Source organism: Pseudorhodoferax aquiterrae, assembly GCF_014652235.1.
GTDB lineage: Bacteria > Pseudomonadota > Gammaproteobacteria > Burkholderiales > Burkholderiaceae_C > Pseudorhodoferax > Pseudorhodoferax aquiterrae.
This window is the reverse complement of record NZ_BMYK01000019.1, coordinates 74,025-94,362: the sequence shown is the minus strand read 5'-3', so window position 1 is coordinate 94,362 and position 20,338 is coordinate 74,025. Positions and strand designations below refer to the sequence as shown.

Here is a 20,338-nt window from a genome sequence, read left to right as displayed (position 1 = left end):
ACCATGGCCCAGTACTTCGAACTGCATCCCGACAACCCCCAGCCGCGCCTGCTCAAGCAGGCCGTGGCGCTGCTGGCCAAGGGCGAGGTGATCGCCGTGCCGACGGACTCCAGCTACGCCCTGGTCTGCCACCTGGACGACAAGGCCGCCGTCGACCGCATGCGCCGCCTGCGCGGCGTGGACGACCGCCACCACCTCACCTTGCTGTGCCGCGACCTGTCGGAACTCGCCAACTACGCGCGCGTGGACAACAAGCAGTACCGCCTGCTCAAGTCGGCCACGCCCGGCGCCTATACCTTCATCCTGGAAGCCAGCAAGGAAGTGCCGCGGCGCGTGAGCCATCCCTCGCGCAAGACCATCGGCCTGCGCGTGCCCGAGCACAAGGCCTTGCAGGAGCTTCTGGCCCTGCACGGCGCGCCGCTGCTGGCCACCACGCTGATCCCGCCTGGCGAGACCGAACCGCTGCACGAAGGCGCCGAGATCCGCGAGCGCTTCGAGCACCAGCTGGCCGCCGTGCTGGACGCCGGCGCCTGCCCGTCGGCGCCGACCACGGTGATCGATCTCGTGCCCATGGGCACGGGCGGCGAGCCAGAAGTCGTGCGCGAAGGCCGTGGCTCGCTCGCCGCGCTGGGCCTGTGAGACGCGCTGCGACAATCCGCCGGTGAACTTCGACGCCATCCTCCAGAACCTGCTGATCTTCGCGCTGCCCGTGCTCTTCGCGATCACGGTGCACGAAGCGGCCCACGGCTACGTGGCCCGGCACTACGGCGACCAGACCTCCTGGCTGCTCGGCCGCGTGACGCTGAACCCGGTCAAGCACATCGACCCGCTGGGCACCATCCTGATGCCCATCCTTTTGTACCTCGCGACCTCGGGTGCCTTCGTGTTCGGCTACGCCAAGCCGGTGCCCGTGCAGTTCGGCCGGCTGCGCAATCCCAAGCGCGACATGGTCTGGGTGGCGTTGGCCGGCCCGGGCGCCAACCTGGTGCAGGCCTTGCTGTGGGGCATCGCGTTCTACCTGCTCGTGGCCCTGGGCGTCAGCGAGCCCTTCTTCGTCAAGATGTGCCAGGCCGGCATGCTGGTCAACGTGGTGATGTTCGCGTTCAACCTGTTCCCGCTGCCGCCGCTGGATGGCGGGCGCGTGCTGGTGGGCCTGTTGCCCTGGAAGCAGGCCGTGCTGGTCTCGCGCGTGGAACCCTGGGGCTTTTTCATCGTCATGGGCCTGGTGCTGGCCGGCGTGGTCGGCGCACTGTGGCTGCGGCCCATCATGGGCCTGACCTTCGAGTTCCTCGACCTGCTGCTGACCCCTTTCTCCCTTTTGATCCGCTGAGACCTCCATGAGCACGCTGCGCGTCCTGACCGGCATCACCACCACCGGCACCCCCCACCTGGGCAACTACGTGGGCGCCATCCGCCCGGCCATCCGCGCCAGCCAGGCGGCCGGCACCGACAGCTTCTACTTCCTTGCGGACTACCACGCGCTGATCAAGACCGACGATCCGGCGCGCATCCAGCGCTCCACGCTCGAGATCGCGGCGACCTGGCTGGCCGGCGGCCTGGACCCCGAGCGCGTGACCTTCTACCGCCAGTCCGACATCCCCGAGATCCCCGAACTCACCTGGTTCCTGACCTGCGTGACGGGCAAGGGCATCCTGAACCGGGCCCACGCCTACAAGGCCGCGGTGGACCGCAACGCCGCGGCCGGTGACGAGCCCGACAACGACGTGACGGCAGGCCTCTTCATGTACCCCGTGCTGATGGGTGCCGACATCCTGATGTTCAACGCCCACAAGGTGCCCGTGGGCCGCGACCAGGTGCAGCACATCGAGATGGCGCGCGACATGGCGCAGCGCTTCAACCACGCCTACGGCGCGCATTTCGTGCTGCCCGAGGCGGCCGTCGAAGAAGACGTGGCCCTGCTGCCCGGCCTGGACGGGCGCAAGATGAGCAAGAGCTACGACAACACCATCCCGCTGTTCGCGCCGCGCGAGCAGATGAAGAAGCTCATCGCCGGCATCGTGACCGACTCGCGCGGCCCCGGCGAGCCCAAGGACACCGAAGGCTCGGCCCTGTTCCAGATCTTCCAGGCCTTCGCCGAACCGAGCGAGACCGCCGAGTTCCGCCGTGCCTTCGAAGGCGGCATCTCCTGGGCCGATGCCAAGCAGGCGCTGTTCGAGCGCATCGACCGCGAGGTCGGCCCCATGCGCGCCACCTACCAACGCTACATCGACGACCCGGCCAGCGTCGAACGCGTGCTGCTGGCCGGCGCCCAGAAGGCGCGCCGCACGGCCAGCCCCTTCATCGCCACGCTGCGCCACGCCGTGGGCCTGCGCCCGCTGGGCACCCAGGCCGAGAAGACCAAGCCCGCCAAGGCGGCCAAGGCCGCGGTGCCGGCCTTCAAGCAGTACCGCGAGGCCGATGGGCTGTTCTACTTCAAGCTCGTCGATGCGGGCGGCGCGCTGCTGCTGCAGAGCCAGGGCTTCGCCTCGCCCAGGGAGGCCGGCCAGGCCATCGCCCAGCTGACGCGCGAGGGCGCCGCCGGCCTCACGGCGCTGGCCGCGCAACTGGCGAGCACGGCGCCCGGGGCGGCCGCGGCATTGGCCCAGCTCGCCGCGCCCAAGGCCGACCCCGGCTCGGTGGCCGGCGAGGAAGACCCCGGCGCGGCCGTCGAGCCGCGCGCCTGAGCGTCAGGTCTGCAGCGTCGCCGAGAGCGTGATCTCGGGCACGGCCGCCAGCGCCCTGCCCTGGACAGCGGGCAGCCGGCCTTGGCGCCCTGGGCCCGCTGCTGAACTTCGCCGTGTCCACCCGCGTCCCGGGCCGTCTGCGCCGGCGCGATGCCGTCGATCTTGAAGCCCGCGCGGTCGTTCACGAGCCGCACGCTGGCCTTCTTCCCGCACGTGGTGGCTCCCTCCCGGTGGGGGGATTCACTTGCGCCGCGGATTGACCAGGCCCGCATCGGGCCGCGCAAGCCTGCCCGCGCGCGCCGCGTCGGCCGCCCGCGCCACGGCGCGCGCGACGTTGCCGACCTCCTCCTGCAGCGCACGGTCGGCGTCCAGCGCCGCGTGGCTGTCGGCATAGGGCTCGTAGTAGCCCACGTAGCGGTCCAGCTGCGACGCGAAGCCGGCCGGCAGCAGGCCCATCCACTGCAGCCAGTCCGCCAGGTTGCGCCGTTGCGCCTCCACGCCGGCCACATCGCCATGCACCACGAGGCCGAACACGCGGCCGGCCAGGTGCTGCGGATAGTCCCAGCCGCGCTTTTCCAGCGCCCTCGCTTCCTCGACCTTCTTGCCGTGCGTGCTGGTCGGGTCGGGATTGCCGCCGTCGGCGCAGACCAGCCGGTCGATCATCTGCTTGAGCGGGCTCGGCGACTGGTACCAATAGGTCGGCGCCAACAGGATCACGCCATGGGCGCTGACCCAGCGCTCGTAGATCTCGGCCATCCAGTCGTTGACCTGCCCCAGTGCATGGTTGGGGTAGCAGCTGCAGGGCCAGTGGCACAGCGGCATGGTGGTCGACACGCAGCCCTTGCAGGGGTGGATGTGGCGGTCGTAGTCCGAGGTCAGCAGGCTCAGGTCCAGCAGGTCGGCCTCGGCGCCCTCCTCCGCCAGCGCAGTCTGCGCCAGACGGGCCAGCCGCATGGTCTTGGAGTTCTCGCCCGGGCAGGTCTGGTCGTTGCGCGCGGCGCCGCTCACGAGCAGCACGCGCGAGCGCGGCGCCCGGGCCCAGCCGGCCTGCGCCGCCTGCAGCCGCGCGCGGGTTTCCGACCATTCGGTGGACAGTTCGTAGGACGGGTCGGCGTGGCCCGGGCCCGCCGGCCGCGTCCGTGGCGCCTTGCGGCTGTCCTCGTGGTTGCGCCAGGCGATGGTGGCCAGGCGGTCGATGGCGGCGCGCTCGCCGTCGAAGCGCGGGTCGGCGAAGCGGGCCTCGAAACGCGCCTGGAACGCTGCGCGGTCCATGTTCAGCGCAGGTGCCGCGAGGTGGGCACACTGCCGACCACCGCATCGAGCCGCGCGGGCTGGATCACGCCGCACAGCACGCGGCCGCCCGAATTGCCGGCCGGGTTGGTCTTGTAGTCGTCGGCATCGGCGTGCACGACCAGCGCACGGCCCAGCACCGAGTTCCTGGCGCCGGGCAGCAATGTGATCTTGGGGTTGGTGAAGCGCAGCATGCCCTTGCCCTGGCCGTCGACCAGCAGGTTGGGCGCGTCGCCGGCATGGCGCTGCGCATCGTGTTCGGGATGGCCGTGGCGGCCCGTGGCTTCGGGATCGAAATGCCCGCCCGCGGCACCGAAGGCGATGGTCTTGCCGCTCGGGTCGGGCCCGGGCCCACATTGCCCATTGGCGTGGATGTGCAGCCCATGCAGGCCTGGCGTCAACCCCTCGGCGTTCACGACGATTTCGACGCCCTCGGCCACGGAACTCAGCACGGCTTGGCCGCGCGCTTGGCCGTCTTCGGTCATGAGCCGGACCAGCGCACTGGATCCGGCGCGCGGCGCCGGCATGGCGCCCGGGCTGGCGGCGCTGCCAGCGCCCTGGGCACAGCCACCCAGCAGGGCGGCCGCGGCCAGCAGGGTCGGCAAGGAAAGGGAGGCGGGCTTGTGCATGGGGTCTCCTCGTTCGGCGCGGCCAATCTAGCACCGCGGGCACGCGCGCCGCGTAGGAAAGGAGCGCTTGTGAAGCGGCCTGCCTGCCGCCCCGTTCACTGGCTGCTGGTCTCGAGCACCAGTTCCAACCCGAGCTTGCCGGCGAGGAAGGCGATGGCCGACAGCATGAACAGCCAGGCCAGGGCCAGCAACTGCTCCATGTGGTCGCCCGGTGCCAGCAGCATGCCGGCAAAGGCCAGGCAGGCCAGCACGATGGCGGTGTAGAAGCCCTCGGTGGTGCGGCGGTTCAGCAGCGCGAGCACGCTGCGCTTGGCTTGCGTCATGGACGATTCTCCGGATCGGACGATGGGGACACGGAACAACCGTCACATGACGGGTTGGCACCAGACTAAGGTGCCCGCCGCGCACGCCGCATCGGTGCGCGGCGCAAGCCGCAGTAGGAACAGGGCTTACGCGACCGGACCCTGTGTCAGCACCATCATCGCGTGCGACTTGAGTCGCAGCTTGGCACCCGGCGCCACGCGCCGGGCGCGCCGCGCCGGCAACTGCTCGCGGTCGGTCGCGATGCGCAGCTGCCAGGTGGGACCGAAGCGCGTCTCGGGCGGCACGGTGAACAGATGCGCCTCGGGCGCACCGTTGAACAGCAGCAGCACCGAGGGACCGGGCTGGTCTGCGCGGCCCTTGGCATGGTCGGCGGCGCCGTCGAACACCAGCTGCAGGCAGCGCGCGCCCGGGTGCTGCCACTCGTTCTCGGTCATGGGCAGGCCCCAGACGCTGTACCAGGTGGCGTCGGGATGCTCACCGTCGCCCACCGGCCAATGCGGGCTGCGCAGCACCGCCAACTCCTTGCGCAAGCGGATCAGCTTGGCCGTGAACGCGAACAGCGCATCGTCGCGTGCCTCGTCGCTCCAGTCGAACCAGGAGATCGGGCTATCCTGGCAGTAGGCGTTGTTGTTGCCCTGCTGGGTGCGACCGATCTCGTCGCCACCCAGCAGCAGCGGCACGCCGCGCGACATGAACAGCGTGGCCAGCAGGTTGCGCTGCTGGCGCGCGCGCAGCGCCAGCACCTCCGGGTTGTCGGTCGGCCCTTCGGCACCGCAGTTCCAGCTGCGGTTGTGGCTCTCGCCGTCGCGGTTGTCCTCGCCGTTGGCCTCGTTGTGCTTCTCGTTGTAGCTGACCAGGTCGCGCAGCGTGAAGCCGTCGTGCACGGTCACGATGTTGACGCTGGCCGAGGGCGGACGCCGCGTGGGCGCGAAGATTTCGGGCGTGCCGCACAGGCGCGAGGCGAAGGTCGGCAGGCTGTCGTCGGCGTTGCGCCAGAAGTCGCGCACCTCGTCGCGGTAGCTGCCGTTCCACTCCGACCAGCCGACGGGGAAACCGCCGACCTGGTAGCCGTAGTCGCCCAGGTCCCAGGGCTCGGCGATCATCTTGACGCGGCGCAGCACCGGGTCCTGCGCCACGGCCGACAGGAAGGGCGTGCGGTGTTCGAAGGCGCCCGCCGCATCGCGGGCGATGGCCGGCGCGAGGTCGAAGCGAAAGCCGTCCACGTGCATCTCTTCCACCCAGTAGCGCAGGCTGTCCATGACCATGCGCAGCACGGGCGGGTTGCTCACGTCCAGCGTGTTGCCGGTGCCGCTGAAGTCGTTGTAGTAGCGCCGGTCGTCTGTCAGCCGGTAGTAGGCCGCGTTGTCGATGCCCTTGAAGCACATGGTCGGGCCCATGTGGTTGCCCTCGCAGGTGTGGTTGTAGACCACGTCCAGGATCACCTCGATCCCTGCCTGGTGCAGCGCCTTGACCATGCCGCGGAACTCGGCCACGCCGCCGTCCGTGCCCTTGAAGCAATAGCGCGGCTCGGGTGCGAAGAAGCCGATGGTGTTGTAGCCCCAGTAGTTGGCCAGGCCCGCATCGACGAGCCGGCCTTCGTCGTTGAAGGCCTGCACGGGCAGCAACTGCACGGCCGTCACACCCAGGCGCTTGAGGTAGTCGATGGCCGCCTGATTGGCCAGGCCCGCGAAGGTGCCTCGCAGCTCCTCGGGCACGCCCGGCATGTTCTTGGTGAAGCCGCGCACGTTGACCTCATAGAAGACCGAGTCGGCCATGGGGATGGCCGGCGGACGGTCGCCCTGCCAGTCGAAATCCGGCGCGATGACCACGGACTTGGCCGCCACGGGAGCGCTGTCGCCGTCGTCGCGCGCGAGGTCCTGCTCCTCGTGTCCCAGGGGGTAGCCGAAGGTGACGGCGTCGCCGCGCAGCGGCCGGTCGATGGCGCGCGTGTAGGGGTCCAGCAGCAGCTTGGCCGGGTTGCAGCGCTGACCGTTGCCGGGATCGAAGGGGCCGTGCACGCGCACGCCATAGCGCGTGCCGGGTTCCACACCGGGCACGAAGCCGTGCCAGATGTCCTCCGTGCGCGCCGGCAGGCGGATGCGACGCTGCTCCTCGCGCCCTTCGGCGTCGAAGAGGCACAGCTCGACCGCTTCGGCCGCACTGGAGTAGAGCGCGAAATTCGCACCGCCATCGCGCAGGTGCATGCCCATGGGCCAGGGGCGGCCCGGATCGCAGGTGTCTGTCATGGATTCTTGTGGCAAGCAAGCGCCGGGCCGCGGCGCAGGACGGTGGGGCAGCTCTGCCCCGGAAGCTTCAACGGAAGATCAGTGCGATCAGGATGATGATGGGGATGGGCACACCGAGGAAGAACAGCAGCAAAGAGCGCATGGGAAGTCTCCAGGACAGGAAAGGGGGATCGGATCAGGCGTCGCGCTCGCGGCCGCCCCAGGTGGCCGCCAGGCTGGCGCAGAACGCCCCCAGCAGCATGGACACGAACAGCCACAGCGTGGCCGTGATGCCGGCTTTGCGCGCCTTGTCGGCCGCCTCGCGCGCGGCCGCCTCGGCCTCGCGGGCCTTGGTCTGCATCCGGGCGACGGTGTCGGCCACGCGCTGCTCCGCCTCCTGCGGCGGCAAGCCAGTGCGCTCTGCCACGAGCTGGCCCAGGTAGCGCTGGTCTTCGGGTGCCAGCGGCTTGTCCTGGCCGGCCTGGGCCAGGATGCGGGCCACCTCGGCCGCCGGCACGGGGCCGGCCGGCGCGATCTCGCCGGCCTGGGCCGGTCCTGCCGGACGGCGGAACATGCTGTCGATGAAGTAGGCGGCCGGCCCCTGGCCGGCGCCCTCGCCCTCGCCCTGGACGGCACCCGCCACGGCCGCCGTGGCGGCGCTGCCGGCCACCGTGGCGCCCGCCTTGACGGCACCGCCCACCACGCTGCCGATGGCGCTGGTCAGCAACGCGGCCGTGGCGAGCGTGGCAAAGGCCCAGGCCAGAAAGCCATGTGCCGTGTCGCGGAAAAACACCTCGTCGCCCTGGACACCCGCCCAGCGCGTGCGCAGTCGGCCGGCCAAGTAGCCGCCCATGCCCGAGGCCAGGGCCTGCGTGACCATCACCCAGACGATCGCCGAGAAGCCCAGCGCCATGGCGCTCGCGCCCTGCCCGCCGTAGGGCGACAGCGAGGTCAGGCCCAGGCCTGCGCCCAGGATCAGCAGGATCAGCGACAGCGCTGCCGCCGCGGCCCCGCCGGCGACGATGGCGCCCCAGGAGACGGCACTGGCCGGCGCATCGACGGCGGTCTCCAGCCGCGATGAAGCCAAGGGAAGGGAAGCTGCCACCGGGTTCTCCTGTTGTGGGGACTGCGCCATTGTTCGCACCGGGCCTGGGCGGGTTCGTCGGACGGCAAAGCCGCCCCTTGTAGGAAATCAGGCCCGATGCATGACGGGCCGTTCAGTCCTCCTTGAACCCCAACGTCTTCATGGCGGCCTTGAGCGACTTGGCCGCACCCGCATAGCCCTGCCAGGGCGCATTGCCCACGGCCAAGCGCTCGTGTACGTTGCGCACGGTCCATTGGTCGCTGCGCTTCAAGCTGGCCAGTTCGTCCCAGGCCAGCGGGACCGAGATGCCCATGCCGGGCCGCGCGCGCGCCGACCAGGCGCAGACGGTGGTTGCGCCCTGGCCATTGCGCAGGTAGTCCACGAAGATCTTGCCGACGCGGTTGCGTGGGCCGCTCTTGGCCACGAAGCGGTCGGGGATGGTGCGCGCCAGGTGCTGCACGATGGCCTGCGCAAAGCCCTTGGCCGCCGCCCAGCTGTGCAGGCGCTTGATCGGCACGACCACGTGAAGGCCCTTGCCGCCACTGGTCTTGAGAAAGGCCGGCAGGCCGAGCTGCTTCAGGAAGGCGCGCACGAGCTGGGCCGCCTCCTGCATCTGCGGCCAGCGCACACCCTCGCCCGGGTCCAGGTCGAACACCAGCCGATCGGGCCGCTCGAAGGAGCTGGCCAGCGCGTTCATGGAATGCAGCTCCACGACGTTCCACTGCGCCGCCGACAACAGGCCGCGCGCGTTGGCCACGGCCAGCAGTGGCGCATGGTCCGGATCCAGCGCGGGATCGAGCTGGCGCAGGCCGGGCAGCTTCTCGATCTCGGCATGCTTCTGGAAGAACAGCTGCTTGCCGATGCCGGCCGGCGCGCGCACCAGCGCCACCGGGCGGCTGCCCTTGAGGTGCTCCAGCATCAACCCGCCGACCAGCGCGTAGTAGCGCACCAGATCCATCTTGGTCGTGCCCGTGCTGGCGTCGATCACGCGCTCGGGGTGCGTGACCTTGAGCCGGGTGGACAGCGCATGGGTTCCGCTGTCGCCCCCGTCGGCGGCATGGGCCGCGGCCTTCTTCGCCGGCCGGGGCGGCGGCGCGGCGCGCTCGCGCACGATGGCCTTGGCGGGCTTGTCGCTGCGCAGGCCATGGAACACGGCGTGGCGAATCCGCCCGCTGCGCGTCCATTCGCCGAACGTGACCTCGGCCACGAGCTGGGGCTGGACCCATTGCGGCTTGCCGTCCACGTCGGCCGTGTCGGCCAGCGGGCTGCGCGGCGTGGCGAGATCGGCCAGCTGGCGCGCCAGCTTCCTGAGCGTGGCCTGGTTGAAGCCGGTGCCGACCTTGCCGGCATAGACCAGCCTGCCCTCCTTGTCGTGCACGCCCAGCAGCAGCGCGCCGAAGCCTGCACGCGCGCCCTGCGGCTCCGTGGCGCCGACGATCACGAACTCCTGGCGCTGGCTGCACTTGAGCTTGAGCCAGCTGTCGCTGCGGCGCGAGACGTAGGGCGCATCCTTGCGCTTGGCGATCACGCCTTCCAGGCCCAGCTTGCAGGCCTGGCCGACCACCTCGCCGGGCTGCGCGTCGAAGGTCGCCGAATAGAACACCAGGTCGGATTCACGGCCTTCCAGCAGCGAGGCCAGCAGCGCGCGGCGCGCCTGCAGAGGCTGCTCGCGCAGGTCGTGGCCGGCGCAGTAGGGCGCATCGAACAGGTAGTAGACGATGGTCTTGGTCCTGGACGCATCGAAGGCCTGCTGCAGCGCGCCGAAGTCGGGCAGGCCGTTGTGGTCCATCACGACGATCTCGCCGTCGTACCAGCCCTCCGGCAGCTCCAGGCGCAGCAGCTCGGCGTGCAGGGCGCCGAGCTTGTGCGTCCAGTCGTTGCCGTTGCGCGTGAACAGTTGCACCTGCTGCTTCTTGCCGCTGCCCTCGACGCGGGCCAGCAGGCGGTAGCCGTCGAACTTGATCTCGTAGAGCCAGTTGTCGGGGTCGGCCGGTGGCTGGCTTGCGAGCGTGGCCAACTGCGGCGCGAGCGTCGCGGGCAAGGCGACCTGCGGCGGCTGGGCCGCGGCCGGCAGCGTGGGTGCGGCGGGCGCCGTGGGCGCCGGGAGCGCCTGCAGGCCCTTGACGCTGTCGGGCAGTTCGTCGACCACGCTGAACTCGGCCGCCGGCCGCTCGAAGGCATCCTTCTCCTTCACGAGCAGCCAGGGCGGCTGACGCTCCTTGCCCTTGCCATGCATGCGCACGAGCGCCCAGCGGCCTTGCAGCTTGTGGCCGTGCAGCTCGAACTTGAGGTTGCCCTTGCGCAGCCCGGCCGCCGGATCGCCGACCGGCGTCCAGTGGCCCTTGTCCCAGACGATGACCTTGCCCGCGCCGTACTGGCCCTCGGGAATCTGCCCTTCGAAGCTGGAGTAGGAGATCGGGTGGTCCTCCACCTGCACCGCGAGCCGCTTGTCGTGCGGATCGAAGCTCGGCCCCTTGGGCACGGCCCAGCTCTTCATGGTGCCGTCGATCTCGAGCCGGAAGTCGTAGTGCAGGCTGCTGGCCCAGTGCTTCTGGACGACGAAGCTGGGCGCACCCGCCGGCGAGCGCTTGCCGCCGCTGCGCGGCTCGGAGGTGCGGCGGAAATCACGCTTGGCGTGGTACGTGGCGAGGGCGGACTTGGTACTGGCCATAGTGCCCCAGCATGCGACGCGGCGCGGCACCCCGCTGTCATCGCGCAGCGCCATGCGTTGTCAGTCGCCGCCATTGGCCTACAAACGATGCCTTGCTTGGCCCACACCCCACCGGCGCGACGGCCAGCATGCTCAAAGCTCCAGGAGAATCGTCACATGAGCGCCCTGCCCCAACCTCCCCGCCATTTCTCGATGCTGCGCGGCTTTCACCTCGCAGACTTCTTCACGCTGGGCAACGCGGCCTTCGGCATGGCTTCGGTGTTCCTGGCCATGCAATTTCTCGTGACGCGGGACACCACGCACTTCCTGCTGGCTGCGCTCATGACGCCGATCGCCTTCGTGTTCGATGTGCTGGACGGCCGCATCGCGCGCTGGCGCCAGCAGCACTCGGCACTGGGCCGCGAGCTCGACTCGCTGGCCGACGTGATCTCGTTCGGCGTGGGGCCGGCGACGCTGGGCTTCGCGGCGGGCCTGTCGGGTGGCTGGGACATCGCCCTGCTCGTCTACTTCGTCTGCTGCGGCGTGAGCCGCCTGGCCCGCTTCAACGTGACCGCCGAGGCATTGGCCGAGGGCAACGAAGGCGGCAAGGTCAAGTACTTCGAAGGCACGCCCATCCCCACCAGCGTGGTGCTGACAGGCGTGCTGGCCTTCGCGGCCTGGCAGGGCCGCATCGGCGACGCACTCTACGGCGGCGCCTGGATGCTGGGGCCTTGGGCACTGCATCCCATGGCCCTGTTGTTCGGGCTGTCGGGCACGCTGATGGTCAGCAAGACCTTGCGCATCCCCAAGTGGTGAGCCGGCAGGGGCCGCCAAGGCCCAGGCAGCGCAGTCACGCGAACGCCCAGACCAGCAGGCCGTCCGCATCGGCGGCGGTGCGCCCGGTGCGACCGATGGGGCTGCGGTCGGCATCGGTCAGCAGTGCCAGCGCGGCGGCGTCTTGGGCGGGCACGCGCGCCATCAGGCGCGCGCCGGCCGGCGTGCGCGCGATCACGACACCGTGCGTGGGCGCGCCGTCGCGGCCGTAGATCACCGTGAAGGTTTCCAGCTGCGCCGCCCCGGCATGGTCCAGCACCAGCGGTGGCACTGTGCCGCGCCGCGCGTCGGCAGCGCTCTGCACGCTGTAGTCCTCGGCGAGGCGGCCCTGCGGCGCGGGGTCGGCGCCCAGCACCAGCGCATGGTGCTTGGTCACGTACTCGCCCTGGCCATACAGCAGCGCGGCCTTGCCGGGCGCGGCCCGCAGCGCGCGCACCAGGCCGCAGGCCGCGTGCGTCATGTAGTTGTTGAGCGGCGCGCCAAAAAAGCTCAGGCCGCCCGTGGATGTCATGCGCGCATCGGCCGCCAGGCCCAGCGAGCGGCGCGCCATCTTGGGCACGACCGGAAAGCAGCTGTACAGCTCCAGCATGTCGAAGGCCGCGGCGTCCCCGCCGGCCTGCGACAGCACGGTCTCCATGACCAGGTCCTGCGCGTGCGAGCCCACGTAGTGGTCGCGCTGCAGGTAGTCGCGCGGCTCGCGCGCGGCCGCGCCGCCCCAGATGTGGACCCAGCGCGACGGCGCAATGCCCAGCGCCCGCGCCCGCCCCACGCTGGTCAGCAGCACGCCCGCGCCCATGTTGACGAGCGGGTTGGCCACCATGTGCTTGGTGTAGGGCCAGGCGATCAGGCGGTTGGCCGGGCTGGGTTCGGCCACCTCAGCCGGCGTGAAGCGCCGGTGCAGCCAGGCGCGCGGGTTGTCGGCCGCGACCTCGGAGTAGCGCGCCCACAGCCGCGCCGACTCTTCGTGCGCCTGGCGCGGCGTGAGGCCCCAGTGCGCGAGCGTGGCGTTCTCGTAGAACGGGTAGATGGTGGTGGGCATGAAGGCGCCCAGCTGCACCGCCACGGGATGGCACAGCACGGTGCCGCGCACGAGCTGGACGCTGTCGTCGCGCGGCGTCCAGGGCAGCGCCACGCCGGCCTTGGCCGCGGCGTCCACGGTGTAGCGCGCCTCGGCGCCGACGATGGCCGCCACCTGGCTTTCGCCGCGCGCGATGCGCAGCGCGGCCTCGTGGATGAAGCGCACGGGCGATTCGCCACCGGTCTCGCCGTAGACCAGGTGCGCCGGGCGGCAGCCCAGCCGCGCGGCCAGCAGGCCGGGTGCGTCGCGGTAGGGCCAGGAGTACTCGCAGACCACATCGAGCGCATCCAGGCCGGCCAGCAGCGGCGCGCCGGCGTCCAGCTCGGCCGTGCGCAGCGCCTGCTCCATGAGCGCCAGCGGCTCCAGGCCGGGCGGCTCCTTGCTGCGGTGGACGGCCTCGCCGATGCCGACCAGGATGGGGGTGTTGTCAGGCGGCAGCGCCGTCATGCGGTGGCCTCGGCCCGTTCCGCCAGATCGGCGACGCGGCGCAGATGCCAGGACACCGGGCCGAACAGGCCTTCGATCAGCGTGGCGCGCCGCATGTAGTGGCCCACGGCCAGCTCTTCCGTCATGCCCATCCCGCCGTGCAACTGCACTGCCCCCTGGCCCACGGCCTTGCAGGCCTTGCCCGCCACCACCTTGGCCGAGGACACGGCGCGCGCACGTTCGGCGGGCGAGATGCCGCCGGCCGCCAGCCGCTCGCCGACCTGGCCGGTCAGCGCAGTCGCCTGCTCCAGCGCCATGTGCATGTCGGCCAACCGGTGCTGCACGACCTGGAAGCTCGACAAGGCCACACCGAACTGCTTGCGCTGGCGCACGTAGTCCAGTGTGTCGCGCAGCAGCCGGCGCAGCACGCCCAGCGATTCGGCACAGACGGCCAGGGTGGCCTCGTCGAGTGCCTGCTCGATCTGCGGCAGCGCGGCGCCCGCCTCGCCGAGCAGCGCCGTGGCCGGCAGTTGCACGTTGTCGAAGGCCAGTTCGGCCGCACGGTCACCATCGCGCAGCGGGTAGGCGCGCAGCGACAGGCCCGGCGTGTCGCGCGGCACCAGCAACAGCGACAGGCCCTGCGCCGCATCCGGCGCGCCGGCGCTGCGCGCGCTCACGATGAAGTGGCTGGCCCAGGGCGCGGCATGCACCACGGCCTTGCGGCCGTCCAGGCGCCAGCCCTCGCCGGCGCGTGCGAGCCGCGTCTGCACCCAGCTGCGGCTGTGGCGCCCTTCGGCCTCGCCGTGCGCGAAGGCCAGCACGGCGCGGCCTTCGACCACCTGGGCCAGCAGCGCATCGGCCGCGGCGCCCGGGTGGCGCTGCAGCAGGCCGGCGCCCAGCACCATGGTGGCCAGGTAGGGCTGGGCCGCGAGCGAGGCGCCCAGCGTCTCCATGACGGCCAGGTGCGCCGCCAGGCCCAGGCCCAGGCCACCCTGGGCCTCGGGCAGCGCGGCGCGCAGCAGGTCGAGCTCGCGCGCGAGGCCATTCCAGAACGGCGGCGGCGCGGTGTCGGCTTCGCGCAGCGCGGCCAGGCGCGCGTCGAAGCCGTGGCGGTCTTCCAGGTAGCGGGCCAGGCTGTCCTGCAGCATGGCCAGGGTGTCTTCGTGTGCCATATCAGTTCGCCAGGAGATGGGCAGCGATGAGGTTGCGCTGGACTTCGTTGGTGCCGGCGTAGATGCTCGCGGCACGGTCGTTGAGGTAGGCCGACATCGCGTAGACGGCGTCCTCGGGCAGCGGCAGCGGGCCGTCCAGGCGGTCGTCCAGCAGCAGGCTCACGGCCGCGTACTGGGCGGCGATCTCCACGGCCACTTCGTCCAGGCGCTGGCGCAGCTCGGTGCCCAGGGTCTTGCCCATGGACGGCCGGATGCCGCGCGGCTCGCCGCGCATCTGCGCGCGCAGAGCCGCCATGTCCATGGCGTCCATCGCATCGACCGCGCACTCCAGCTCGGCGAGCTGGAGTGCCAGGTCGCCGGCCTCCGCACCGTGCAGGTTCGCCTGCGCGAACGCGCGGCGCTGGCGCCGCAGCCGCGCGCGCAGCTGCGGCGCATAGCTGCCGCCGCGCTCGTGCTGCAGCAGGTACTTGGCGATCGTCCAGCCCTGGTTCTCCTCGCCGATGCGGCCGGCGACGGGCACACGCACGTTGTCGAAGAACACCTGGTTGAGCTCGTGGTCGCCCGAGATGCTGATGATGGGCCGCACCGTGATGCCGGGCGTGTCCATGTCGAAGCACAGGAAGCTGATGCCGGCCTGCGGCTTGCCGCCTGTGGCCGTGCGCACCAGGCAGAACATGCGGTTGGCGTATTGCGCGTGCGTGGTCCAGATCTTGGTGCCGTTGATCACGTAGTCGTCGCCATCGCGCACGGCGCGGCACTGCAGCGAGGCCAGGTCCGAGCCCGCGCCGGGTTCCGAATAGCCCTGGCACCAGTAGTCGTCGCCGCTGCGGATGCCGGGCAGCCAGCGCTGCTGCTGCTCGGGCGTGCCGAAGGCGATGATGACGGGCGCCACCATGCCCGGCCCCATGGGCGCGCGCGGCGGCGCATCGGCCGCGGCCAGCTCGCTCGCGAAGATGTGGTGCTGCACGGGCGTCCAGCCGGTGCCGCCATGCTCGACGGGCCAGTGCGGCACGCTCCAGCCGCGCTGCGCGAGGATGCGGTGCCAGCGGTTGCCGTCGTGGTACTCGGTGAAGATGCCGCTGCAGCGCCTGCCGGCCTGGCGCAGCTCGGGTGTCAGTTCGCGCGCGAGGAAATCGCGCACCTGGTCGCGAAAGCGCAGTTCTTCGTCGTTCAGTGCCCCAGACACGGCTCGTCTCCCTTCGATGGCCAGGCCCGCACTGTGCGCGCGCGCGGCCGCGCGGGGAATCGTCGGAACGGACGACGGCGTCACCCGGGGGACATCTGATCCGGTCCGGCCCCGGCGAACTGATGCTGTCTTGCCGGGGCCGCTTGGGGCATCATCGACCGCCGTGAACTCCCGCCCTGCCACGCGCGCCATGCGCCCAGCCCTGTCCCTTGCCTTCACGCTGCTGGCCACCGCGGCCCAGGCCGCGCCGCCCACCGTGCAGGACACCATGGCCCAGCGCATGGTGGCCTGCGCGGTCTGCCACGGGCCCGCGGGCCGTGCCGGCCCCGATGGCTACTACCCGCGCATCGCCGGCAAACCGGCCGGCTACCTCTACCACCAGTTGCTGAACTTCCGCGACGGCCGGCGCCACTACGGCCTCATGACGCAGATGGTGGACCGGCTCAGCGACGACTACCTGCGCGAGATCGCGGAGTACTTCGCGGCCCTGGATGTGCCCTACCCCGCGCCCGCAGCCGCCGCGGCGCCGGCCGCGCTGCTCGAGCGCGGCCGCCAGCTCGTGCAGCACGGCGACGCGGCGCGTGGCCTGCCGGCCTGCGTGCAATGCCATGGCGCGGCCATGACCGGCGTGGCGCCCAACGTGCCGGGCCTGCTGGGACTGCCGCGCGACTACCTGAACGGCCAGCTCGGCGCCTGGAAGACGGGCCAGCGCCGCGCATTGGCGCCCGACTGCATGGCGCATGTGGCGCAGCGCCTGCCCGATGCGGACGTGGCGGCAGTCTCGGGCTGGCTCGCGGCCCAGCCCCTGCCGGCCGAAACCAAGGCCGCGGCACTGGCCCCTGCGGGCAACAGCCTGGCCTGCGGCAGCGCGCCCGAGCTCGGGGGTGGGCGATGAAACGGCTGTCGCAGTTCCTTACCGCCCTCGTGCTGCTGCTGGCCGCCGCCGGCGCGCTGGTCTGGTGGCTCAACGTGCGCGGCGAGCCCGACCTCTCCGTCGCCGAGCCCGCCGTCCCGGCCACACCGGAGCTCATCGCGCGCGGCGCCTACCTCGCCAAGGCCGGCAACTGCGCGGCCTGCCACACGGCCCGCGGCGGCGAACCCTTTGCCGGCGGCACGCCCATTCCCACGCCCTTCGGCACGGTCTACGGCAGCAACCTCACGCCCGACCCCGAGCACGGCCTGGGCCAGTGGAGTGCCGCTGCGTTCTGGCGCGCCATGCACCATGGCCGTTCGCGCGACGGCCGCCTGCTGGTGCCGGCCTTCCCGTACACGAGCTTCACCGAAGTCACGCGGGAGGACTCGGACGCGCTGTTCGCCTTCCTGCGCAGCCAGCCGGCCGTGGCCGAACCCAACCGCGCGCACGAACTGCGCTTCCCGTACAACCAGCAGGCCGCGCTGGCGGTCTGGCGTGCGCTGTACTTCCGGCCCGGTGCGTACCGACCCGACGAGGCGCAGACGGCCGAATGGAACCGCGGCGCTTACCTCGTGCGTGGCCTGGGCCATTGCGCGGCCTGCCACACCACGCGCAACGCCTGGGGCGCGAGCAGCGAGCGGCTGCCGCTGTCGGGCGGTCTGATCCCGATGCAGAACTGGTACGCCCCCGCACTGACCGCCGAGAGCGAGGCCAGCGTGGCCGGCTGGCCCGTGGACGAGGCCGTCGCGCTGCTGCGCAACGGCGTCGCGCCGCGCGGCTGGGCCGCCGGGCCCATGGCCGAGGTGGTGCTGCGCAGCACCCAGCACCTGACGAGCGAGGACCTGCGTGCCATGGCGGTCTACCTGCAGGCGCTGCCGCAGCAGCCGGCGCCGCCGCCGCCCGCGCGCGTGGCGCCGAGCGCCGAGACCGCCACGCTGGGCCGCCAGCGCTACGAACAGCATTGCGCCCAATGCCATGGCGAACGCGGGGAAGGCGCGGGCCTGGCCTACCCCCCGCTGGCCGGCAACCGGGCCGTGACCATGGCCTCCACTGCGAACCTGATCCAGGTCGTGCTGCACGGCGGCTTCACGCCGGCCACGGCCGGCAATCCGCGGCCTTACGGCATGCCGCCCTTCGTGCTGACCTTGAACGACCGCGAGATCGCGGCCGTGCTGACCTACGTGCGCGGCGCCTGGGGCAACCAGGCGGCGAGCGTCAGCGAGTTCGACGTGAGCCGGCTGCGCGCCAGCACGCAGCGCTGATCAATGCGCCGCGGCGCCCGCCGTGGTGCGCTCCACCACGTGGCGCGCCATGGACTGGGCCAGCTCCTGCTCGCCCAGGAACACGCGGCCGGCCTGCTCCTCGTTGAGCAGGCGCGCCTCGGTCTCGCTGTGCGTGCGCACGGCCACCTCGATCTGCGGGTTCAGCGCACGCGCCACCGCGATCATCTGCCGCACGTTGAGCGAGTCGGGCGTGGCGATGACCAGCATGCGCGCGCGCGCGATGTGGGCCTGGATCAGCGTGGCCGGCTCCGACGCATCGCCGAACACCGCGGCCATGCCCTCGCCACGCAGCCGCTCCACCGTCTCGCGGTTCTGCTCGGCCACGACGAAGGGGATGTGGTGGGCCTGCATGGTGGCCGCGATGCGCCGGCCCACGCGGCCATAGCCCACCAGCACCACCTGCTGGGCCAGGTACTTCTGTTCGGTGTGCGTGGGCAGTTCGGCCATGGGGTCGTCGCGCGCCTCCATGCGCCGCGCGACGGCCGAGCGCGCGAGGATCCAGCGCTGCATGGGCTCGGAGAAGTAGAAGGCCGCGGGGTTCAGCGCAATCGAGATCAGCGCGCCGGCCAGCACCAGGCTCTGGCCCTCGGGCGGCAGCAGGCCCAGCGAGGCGCCCAGGCCCACCAGGATGAACGAGAACTCGCCGATCTGCGCCAGGCTGGCCGACACCGTCAGCGCGGTGTTGAGCGGGTAGCGGAAGGCCAGCACCAGCGCCGCCGCGGCGATCGACTTGCCGACCATGATGATGCCGACCACGCCGATCACCTGCAGCGGCCGCTGCACGATCACCATGGGGTCGAACAGCATGCCGACCGAGACGAAGAACAGCACGGCGAACGCGTCCCGCAGCGGCAGCGACTCCTCGGCCGCGCGGTGGCTGAACTCGGACTCGCGCATGACCATGCCGGCGAAGAAGGCGCCCAGCGCGAACGACACGCCGAACAGCGCCGTGGAGCCGAACGCGATGCTGACCGCGGCCGCCACCACGCACAGCGTGAACAGCTCGCGCGAGCCCGTGCGCTGCACCTGCCAGAGCAGCCAGGGAAACAGCCGGCGGCCCACGATCAGCATCAGCGCGACGAAGCCGCCGACCTGCAGCAGCGTGAGGCCCAGCGTCTTCCACAGCGCATTGGCATCGGCGACCTGGCCGCCGGCCAGCCAGCCGCCCAGCGGCGGCAGCAGCACCAGCACCAGCACCATGGCCAGGTCTTCGACAACCAACCAGCCCACGGCGATGCGGCCGTTGAAGGAATCGAGCATGCCACGGCTCTCCAGCGCGCGCAGCAACACCACGGTGCTGGCCACCGACAGCGACAGGCCGAACACCAGCGCGCCGCCCAGGTTCCATCCCCACAGCGTGGCCAGCGCCATGCCCAGGGCCGTGGCCACCGCCATCTGCACCACGGCGCCGGGCAGCGCGATCTTGCGCACGGCCAACAGGTCGTCGAGCGAGAAGTGCAGGCCCACGCCGAACATCAGCAGCATCACGCCGATCTCGGCCAGCTGCGCCGCGATCTCCGCATCGGCCACGAAGCCGGGCGTGAACGGGCCGATCACAATGCCGGCCAGCAGGTAGCCCACCAGGGCCGGCAGCCGTACCAGCGAGGCCAGGAAGCCGAACACCAAGGCCAGGCCCAGACCGACGGCGATCGTGCTGATCAGGGAGACGCTGTGCGGCATGGGGCGTGTCTTTCGGGCTTGGCCTGGTGTTCTGCGGGCAATTTACCGTAGGCCTGCGCGCCCCCAGCCCCGGAAACGAAAAAACCCGCCGAAGCGGGTTCTTGCGCGCAGGCCGCAGGCCTGCGTCAGCCCATGTGCAGGCCGCCGTTGACCGAGAAGTCGGCCCCGGTCGAGTAGCCGCCTTCGTCGGAGGCGAGCCAGGCGATGATGGAGGCGATCTCCTCGGGCTGGCCCAGACGCTTGACGGGGATGGTGGCGACGATCTTGTCCAGCACGTCCTGGCGGATCGCCTTGACCATGTCGGTGCCGATGTAGCCCGGGCTCACGGTGTTGACCGTCACGCCCTTGTTGGCCAATTCCTGGGCCAGCGCCATCGTGAAGCCGTGCATGCCGGCCTTGGCGGCCGAGTAGTTGGTCTGGCCGGCCTGGCCCTTCTCGCCGTTCACGGAGGAGATGTTGATGATGCGGCCCCAGCCCTTCTCGACCATGTCGCCCACCACCTGCTTGGTGACGTTGAACATGGAGTTCAGGTTGGTCTCGATCACGGCGTCCCAGTCCTCGCGCGTCATCTTGAGGAACATGCGGTCCTTGGTGATGCCGGCGTTGTTGACCAGCACGTCGATGCTGCCGTGCTCGGCCTTGGCCTTGGTGAAGGCCTCGACGGTCGAGTCCCAATTGCCTACGTTGCCCACGGAGGCGTGGAAGGTGTAGCCCTGGGCCGCCTGTTCAGCGATCCACTTGGCGTGGTCGCGCGTTGGGCCGCAGCCAGCGATCACCTTGAAGCCTTCCTTGTGCAGGCGCCGGCAGATGGCGGTTCCGATGCCGCCCATGCCGCCGGTGACGTAAGCGATCTTCTGTGTCATTTCAAAAATCTCCGTAG

At 71.1% G+C, this 20,338-nt stretch carries 17 protein-coding genes; 6 read left to right on the top strand and 11 right to left on the bottom strand.

The genetic code is table 11. The annotated features are described in order from the left end of the window. The first annotated feature begins 3 nt into the window (after window positions 1–3). Genes IE209_RS23490 through IE209_RS23480 form a run of 3 tightly spaced genes read left to right on the top strand, consistent with a single transcriptional unit; the run spans window position 4 to window position 2,684 of the window. Window positions 4–639 carry an L-threonylcarbamoyladenylate synthase gene (locus tag IE209_RS23490; protein WP_189689327.1) on the top strand — a complete coding sequence of 212 codons (636 nt, stop codon included), beginning with the start codon at window positions 4–6 and terminating at the stop codon, window positions 637–639. A 22-nt stretch (window positions 640–661) separates the two neighbouring features. Further along, complete coding sequence (locus tag IE209_RS23485; RefSeq protein ID WP_189689326.1) at window positions 662–1,330, top strand: site-2 protease family protein; 669 nt, start codon at window positions 662–664, stop codon at window positions 1,328–1,330. 7 nt (window positions 1,331–1,337) lie between these two features. Beyond that, window positions 1,338–2,684, top strand: a complete 1,347-nt coding sequence (locus IE209_RS23480; RefSeq protein ID WP_189689325.1) for a tryptophan--tRNA ligase — start codon at window positions 1,338–1,340, stop codon at window positions 2,682–2,684. A 240-nt stretch (window positions 2,685–2,924) separates the two neighbouring features. Here IE209_RS23480 and IE209_RS23475 read toward each other — a convergent pair whose 3' ends face one another. From IE209_RS23475 to ligD, 6 genes are all read right to left on the bottom strand, one after another. Beyond that, entirely contained in the window at window positions 2,925–3,956 is a 1,032-nt protein-coding gene (locus IE209_RS23475; protein WP_189689324.1) for a flavodoxin family protein, read from the bottom strand. A 2-nt stretch (window positions 3,957–3,958) separates the two neighbouring features. Then, window positions 3,959–4,603 (bottom strand): superoxide dismutase family protein, encoded by a 645-nt coding sequence (locus tag IE209_RS23470; RefSeq protein WP_189689323.1) that lies wholly within the window; start codon window positions 4,601–4,603, stop codon window positions 3,959–3,961. 95 nt (window positions 4,604–4,698) lie between these two features. Next, entirely contained in the window at window positions 4,699–4,926 is a 228-nt protein-coding gene (locus IE209_RS23465) for a hypothetical protein (protein ID WP_145551523.1), read from the bottom strand. Window positions 4,927–5,052: 126 nt separating this feature from the next. Then, complete coding sequence (gene glgX / locus IE209_RS23460) at window positions 5,053–7,173, bottom strand: glycogen debranching protein GlgX (protein ID WP_189689322.1); 2,121 nt, start codon at window positions 7,171–7,173, stop codon at window positions 5,053–5,055. A 175-nt stretch (window positions 7,174–7,348) separates the two neighbouring features. Then, a complete protein-coding gene (locus IE209_RS23455; protein ID WP_229883013.1) occupies window positions 7,349–8,257 on the bottom strand; it encodes a hypothetical protein in 909 nt (302 codons plus the stop codon). 112 nt (window positions 8,258–8,369) lie between these two features. Beyond that, on the bottom strand, window positions 8,370–10,907 hold the full coding sequence (gene ligD / locus IE209_RS23450; RefSeq protein WP_189689363.1) for a DNA ligase D: 2,538 nt from the start codon (window positions 10,905–10,907) through the stop codon (window positions 8,370–8,372). Between the two features lie 156 nt (window positions 10,908–11,063). Between ligD and IE209_RS23445 the strand changes: the two genes are divergently transcribed. Then, a complete protein-coding gene (locus IE209_RS23445) occupies window positions 11,064–11,702 on the top strand; it encodes a CDP-alcohol phosphatidyltransferase family protein (RefSeq protein WP_189689321.1) in 639 nt (212 codons plus the stop codon). 34 nt (window positions 11,703–11,736) lie between these two features. Here the strand turns inward: IE209_RS23445 and IE209_RS23440 are convergent, their stop codons facing one another. From IE209_RS23440 to IE209_RS23430, 3 genes are read right to left on the bottom strand one after another with little or no spacing between them, the layout of a single operon-like run. After that, window positions 11,737–13,245: an acetyl-CoA acetyltransferase gene (locus IE209_RS23440; protein ID WP_189689320.1), complete on the bottom strand. Its 1,509-nt coding sequence runs from the start codon at window positions 13,243–13,245 to the stop codon at window positions 11,737–11,739. Continuing rightward, window positions 13,242–14,396 carry an acyl-CoA dehydrogenase family protein gene (locus tag IE209_RS23435; RefSeq protein ID WP_189689319.1) on the bottom strand — a complete coding sequence of 385 codons (1,155 nt, stop codon included), beginning with the start codon at window positions 14,394–14,396 and terminating at the stop codon, window positions 13,242–13,244. Before IE209_RS23435 ends, IE209_RS23440 begins: the two co-directional genes overlap by 4 nt. A 1-nt stretch (window position 14,397) precedes the next feature. Beyond that, window positions 14,398–15,582 (bottom strand): acyl-CoA dehydrogenase family protein, encoded by a 1,185-nt coding sequence (locus tag IE209_RS23430; RefSeq protein ID WP_229883012.1) that lies wholly within the window; start codon window positions 15,580–15,582, stop codon window positions 14,398–14,400. A 190-nt stretch (window positions 15,583–15,772) separates the two neighbouring features. Between IE209_RS23430 and IE209_RS23425 the strand changes: the two genes are divergently transcribed. Then, window positions 15,773–16,477, top strand: coding sequence for a c-type cytochrome (locus tag IE209_RS23425; protein ID WP_189689362.1), 705 nt, complete (start codon window positions 15,773–15,775; stop codon window positions 16,475–16,477). Next, window positions 16,474–17,757 carry a cytochrome c gene (locus IE209_RS23420; protein ID WP_189689317.1) on the top strand — a complete coding sequence of 428 codons (1,284 nt, stop codon included), beginning with the start codon at window positions 16,474–16,476 and terminating at the stop codon, window positions 17,755–17,757. Before IE209_RS23425 ends, IE209_RS23420 begins: the two co-directional genes overlap by 4 nt. Here the strand turns inward: IE209_RS23420 and IE209_RS23415 are convergent, their stop codons facing one another. Together IE209_RS23415 and phbB are read right to left on the bottom strand one after the other, a co-directional pair. Further along, window positions 17,758–19,458 (bottom strand): cation:proton antiporter domain-containing protein, encoded by a 1,701-nt coding sequence (locus IE209_RS23415; protein WP_189689316.1) that lies wholly within the window; start codon window positions 19,456–19,458, stop codon window positions 17,758–17,760. Between the two features lie 125 nt (window positions 19,459–19,583). Continuing rightward, window positions 19,584–20,321, bottom strand: coding sequence for an acetoacetyl-CoA reductase (phbB, locus tag IE209_RS23410; RefSeq protein ID WP_145551497.1), 738 nt, complete (start codon window positions 20,319–20,321; stop codon window positions 19,584–19,586). Window positions 20,322–20,338 lie beyond the last annotated feature (17 nt).

Bases quoted from the DNA above. Each gene is read 5' to 3' on its own strand.
- IE209_RS23490 (WP_189689327.1), top strand. From the start codon at position 4: ATGGCCCAGTACTTCGAACTGCATCCCGACAACCCCCAGCCGCGCCTG.
- IE209_RS23480 (WP_189689325.1), top strand. From the start codon at position 1,338: ATGAGCACGCTGCGCGTCCTGACCGGCATCACCACCACCGGCACCCCC.
- IE209_RS23475 (WP_189689324.1), bottom strand. From the start codon at position 3,956: ATGGACCGCGCAGCGTTCCAGGCGCGTTTCGAGGCCCGCTTCGCCGAC.
- IE209_RS23470 (WP_189689323.1), bottom strand. From the start codon at position 4,603: ATGCACAAGCCCGCCTCCCTTTCCTTGCCGACCCTGCTGGCCGCGGCC.
- IE209_RS23465 (WP_145551523.1), bottom strand. From the start codon at position 4,926: ATGACGCAAGCCAAGCGCAGCGTGCTCGCGCTGCTGAACCGCCGCACC.
- glgX (WP_189689322.1), bottom strand. From the start codon at position 7,173: ATGACAGACACCTGCGATCCGGGCCGCCCCTGGCCCATGGGCATGCAC.
- ligD (WP_189689363.1), bottom strand. From the start codon at position 10,907: ATGGCCAGTACCAAGTCCGCCCTCGCCACGTACCACGCCAAGCGTGAT.
- IE209_RS23445 (WP_189689321.1), top strand. From the start codon at position 11,064: ATGAGCGCCCTGCCCCAACCTCCCCGCCATTTCTCGATGCTGCGCGGC.
- IE209_RS23440 (WP_189689320.1), bottom strand. From the start codon at position 13,245: ATGACGGCGCTGCCGCCTGACAACACCCCCATCCTGGTCGGCATCGGC.
- IE209_RS23435 (WP_189689319.1), bottom strand. From the start codon at position 14,396: ATGGCACACGAAGACACCCTGGCCATGCTGCAGGACAGCCTGGCCCGC.
- IE209_RS23425 (WP_189689362.1), top strand. From the start codon at position 15,773: ATGCGCCCAGCCCTGTCCCTTGCCTTCACGCTGCTGGCCACCGCGGCC.
- IE209_RS23420 (WP_189689317.1), top strand. From the start codon at position 16,474: ATGAAACGGCTGTCGCAGTTCCTTACCGCCCTCGTGCTGCTGCTGGCC.
- IE209_RS23415 (WP_189689316.1), bottom strand. From the start codon at position 19,458: ATGCCGCACAGCGTCTCCCTGATCAGCACGATCGCCGTCGGTCTGGGC.
- phbB (WP_145551497.1), bottom strand. From the start codon at position 20,321: ATGACACAGAAGATCGCTTACGTCACCGGCGGCATGGGCGGCATCGGA.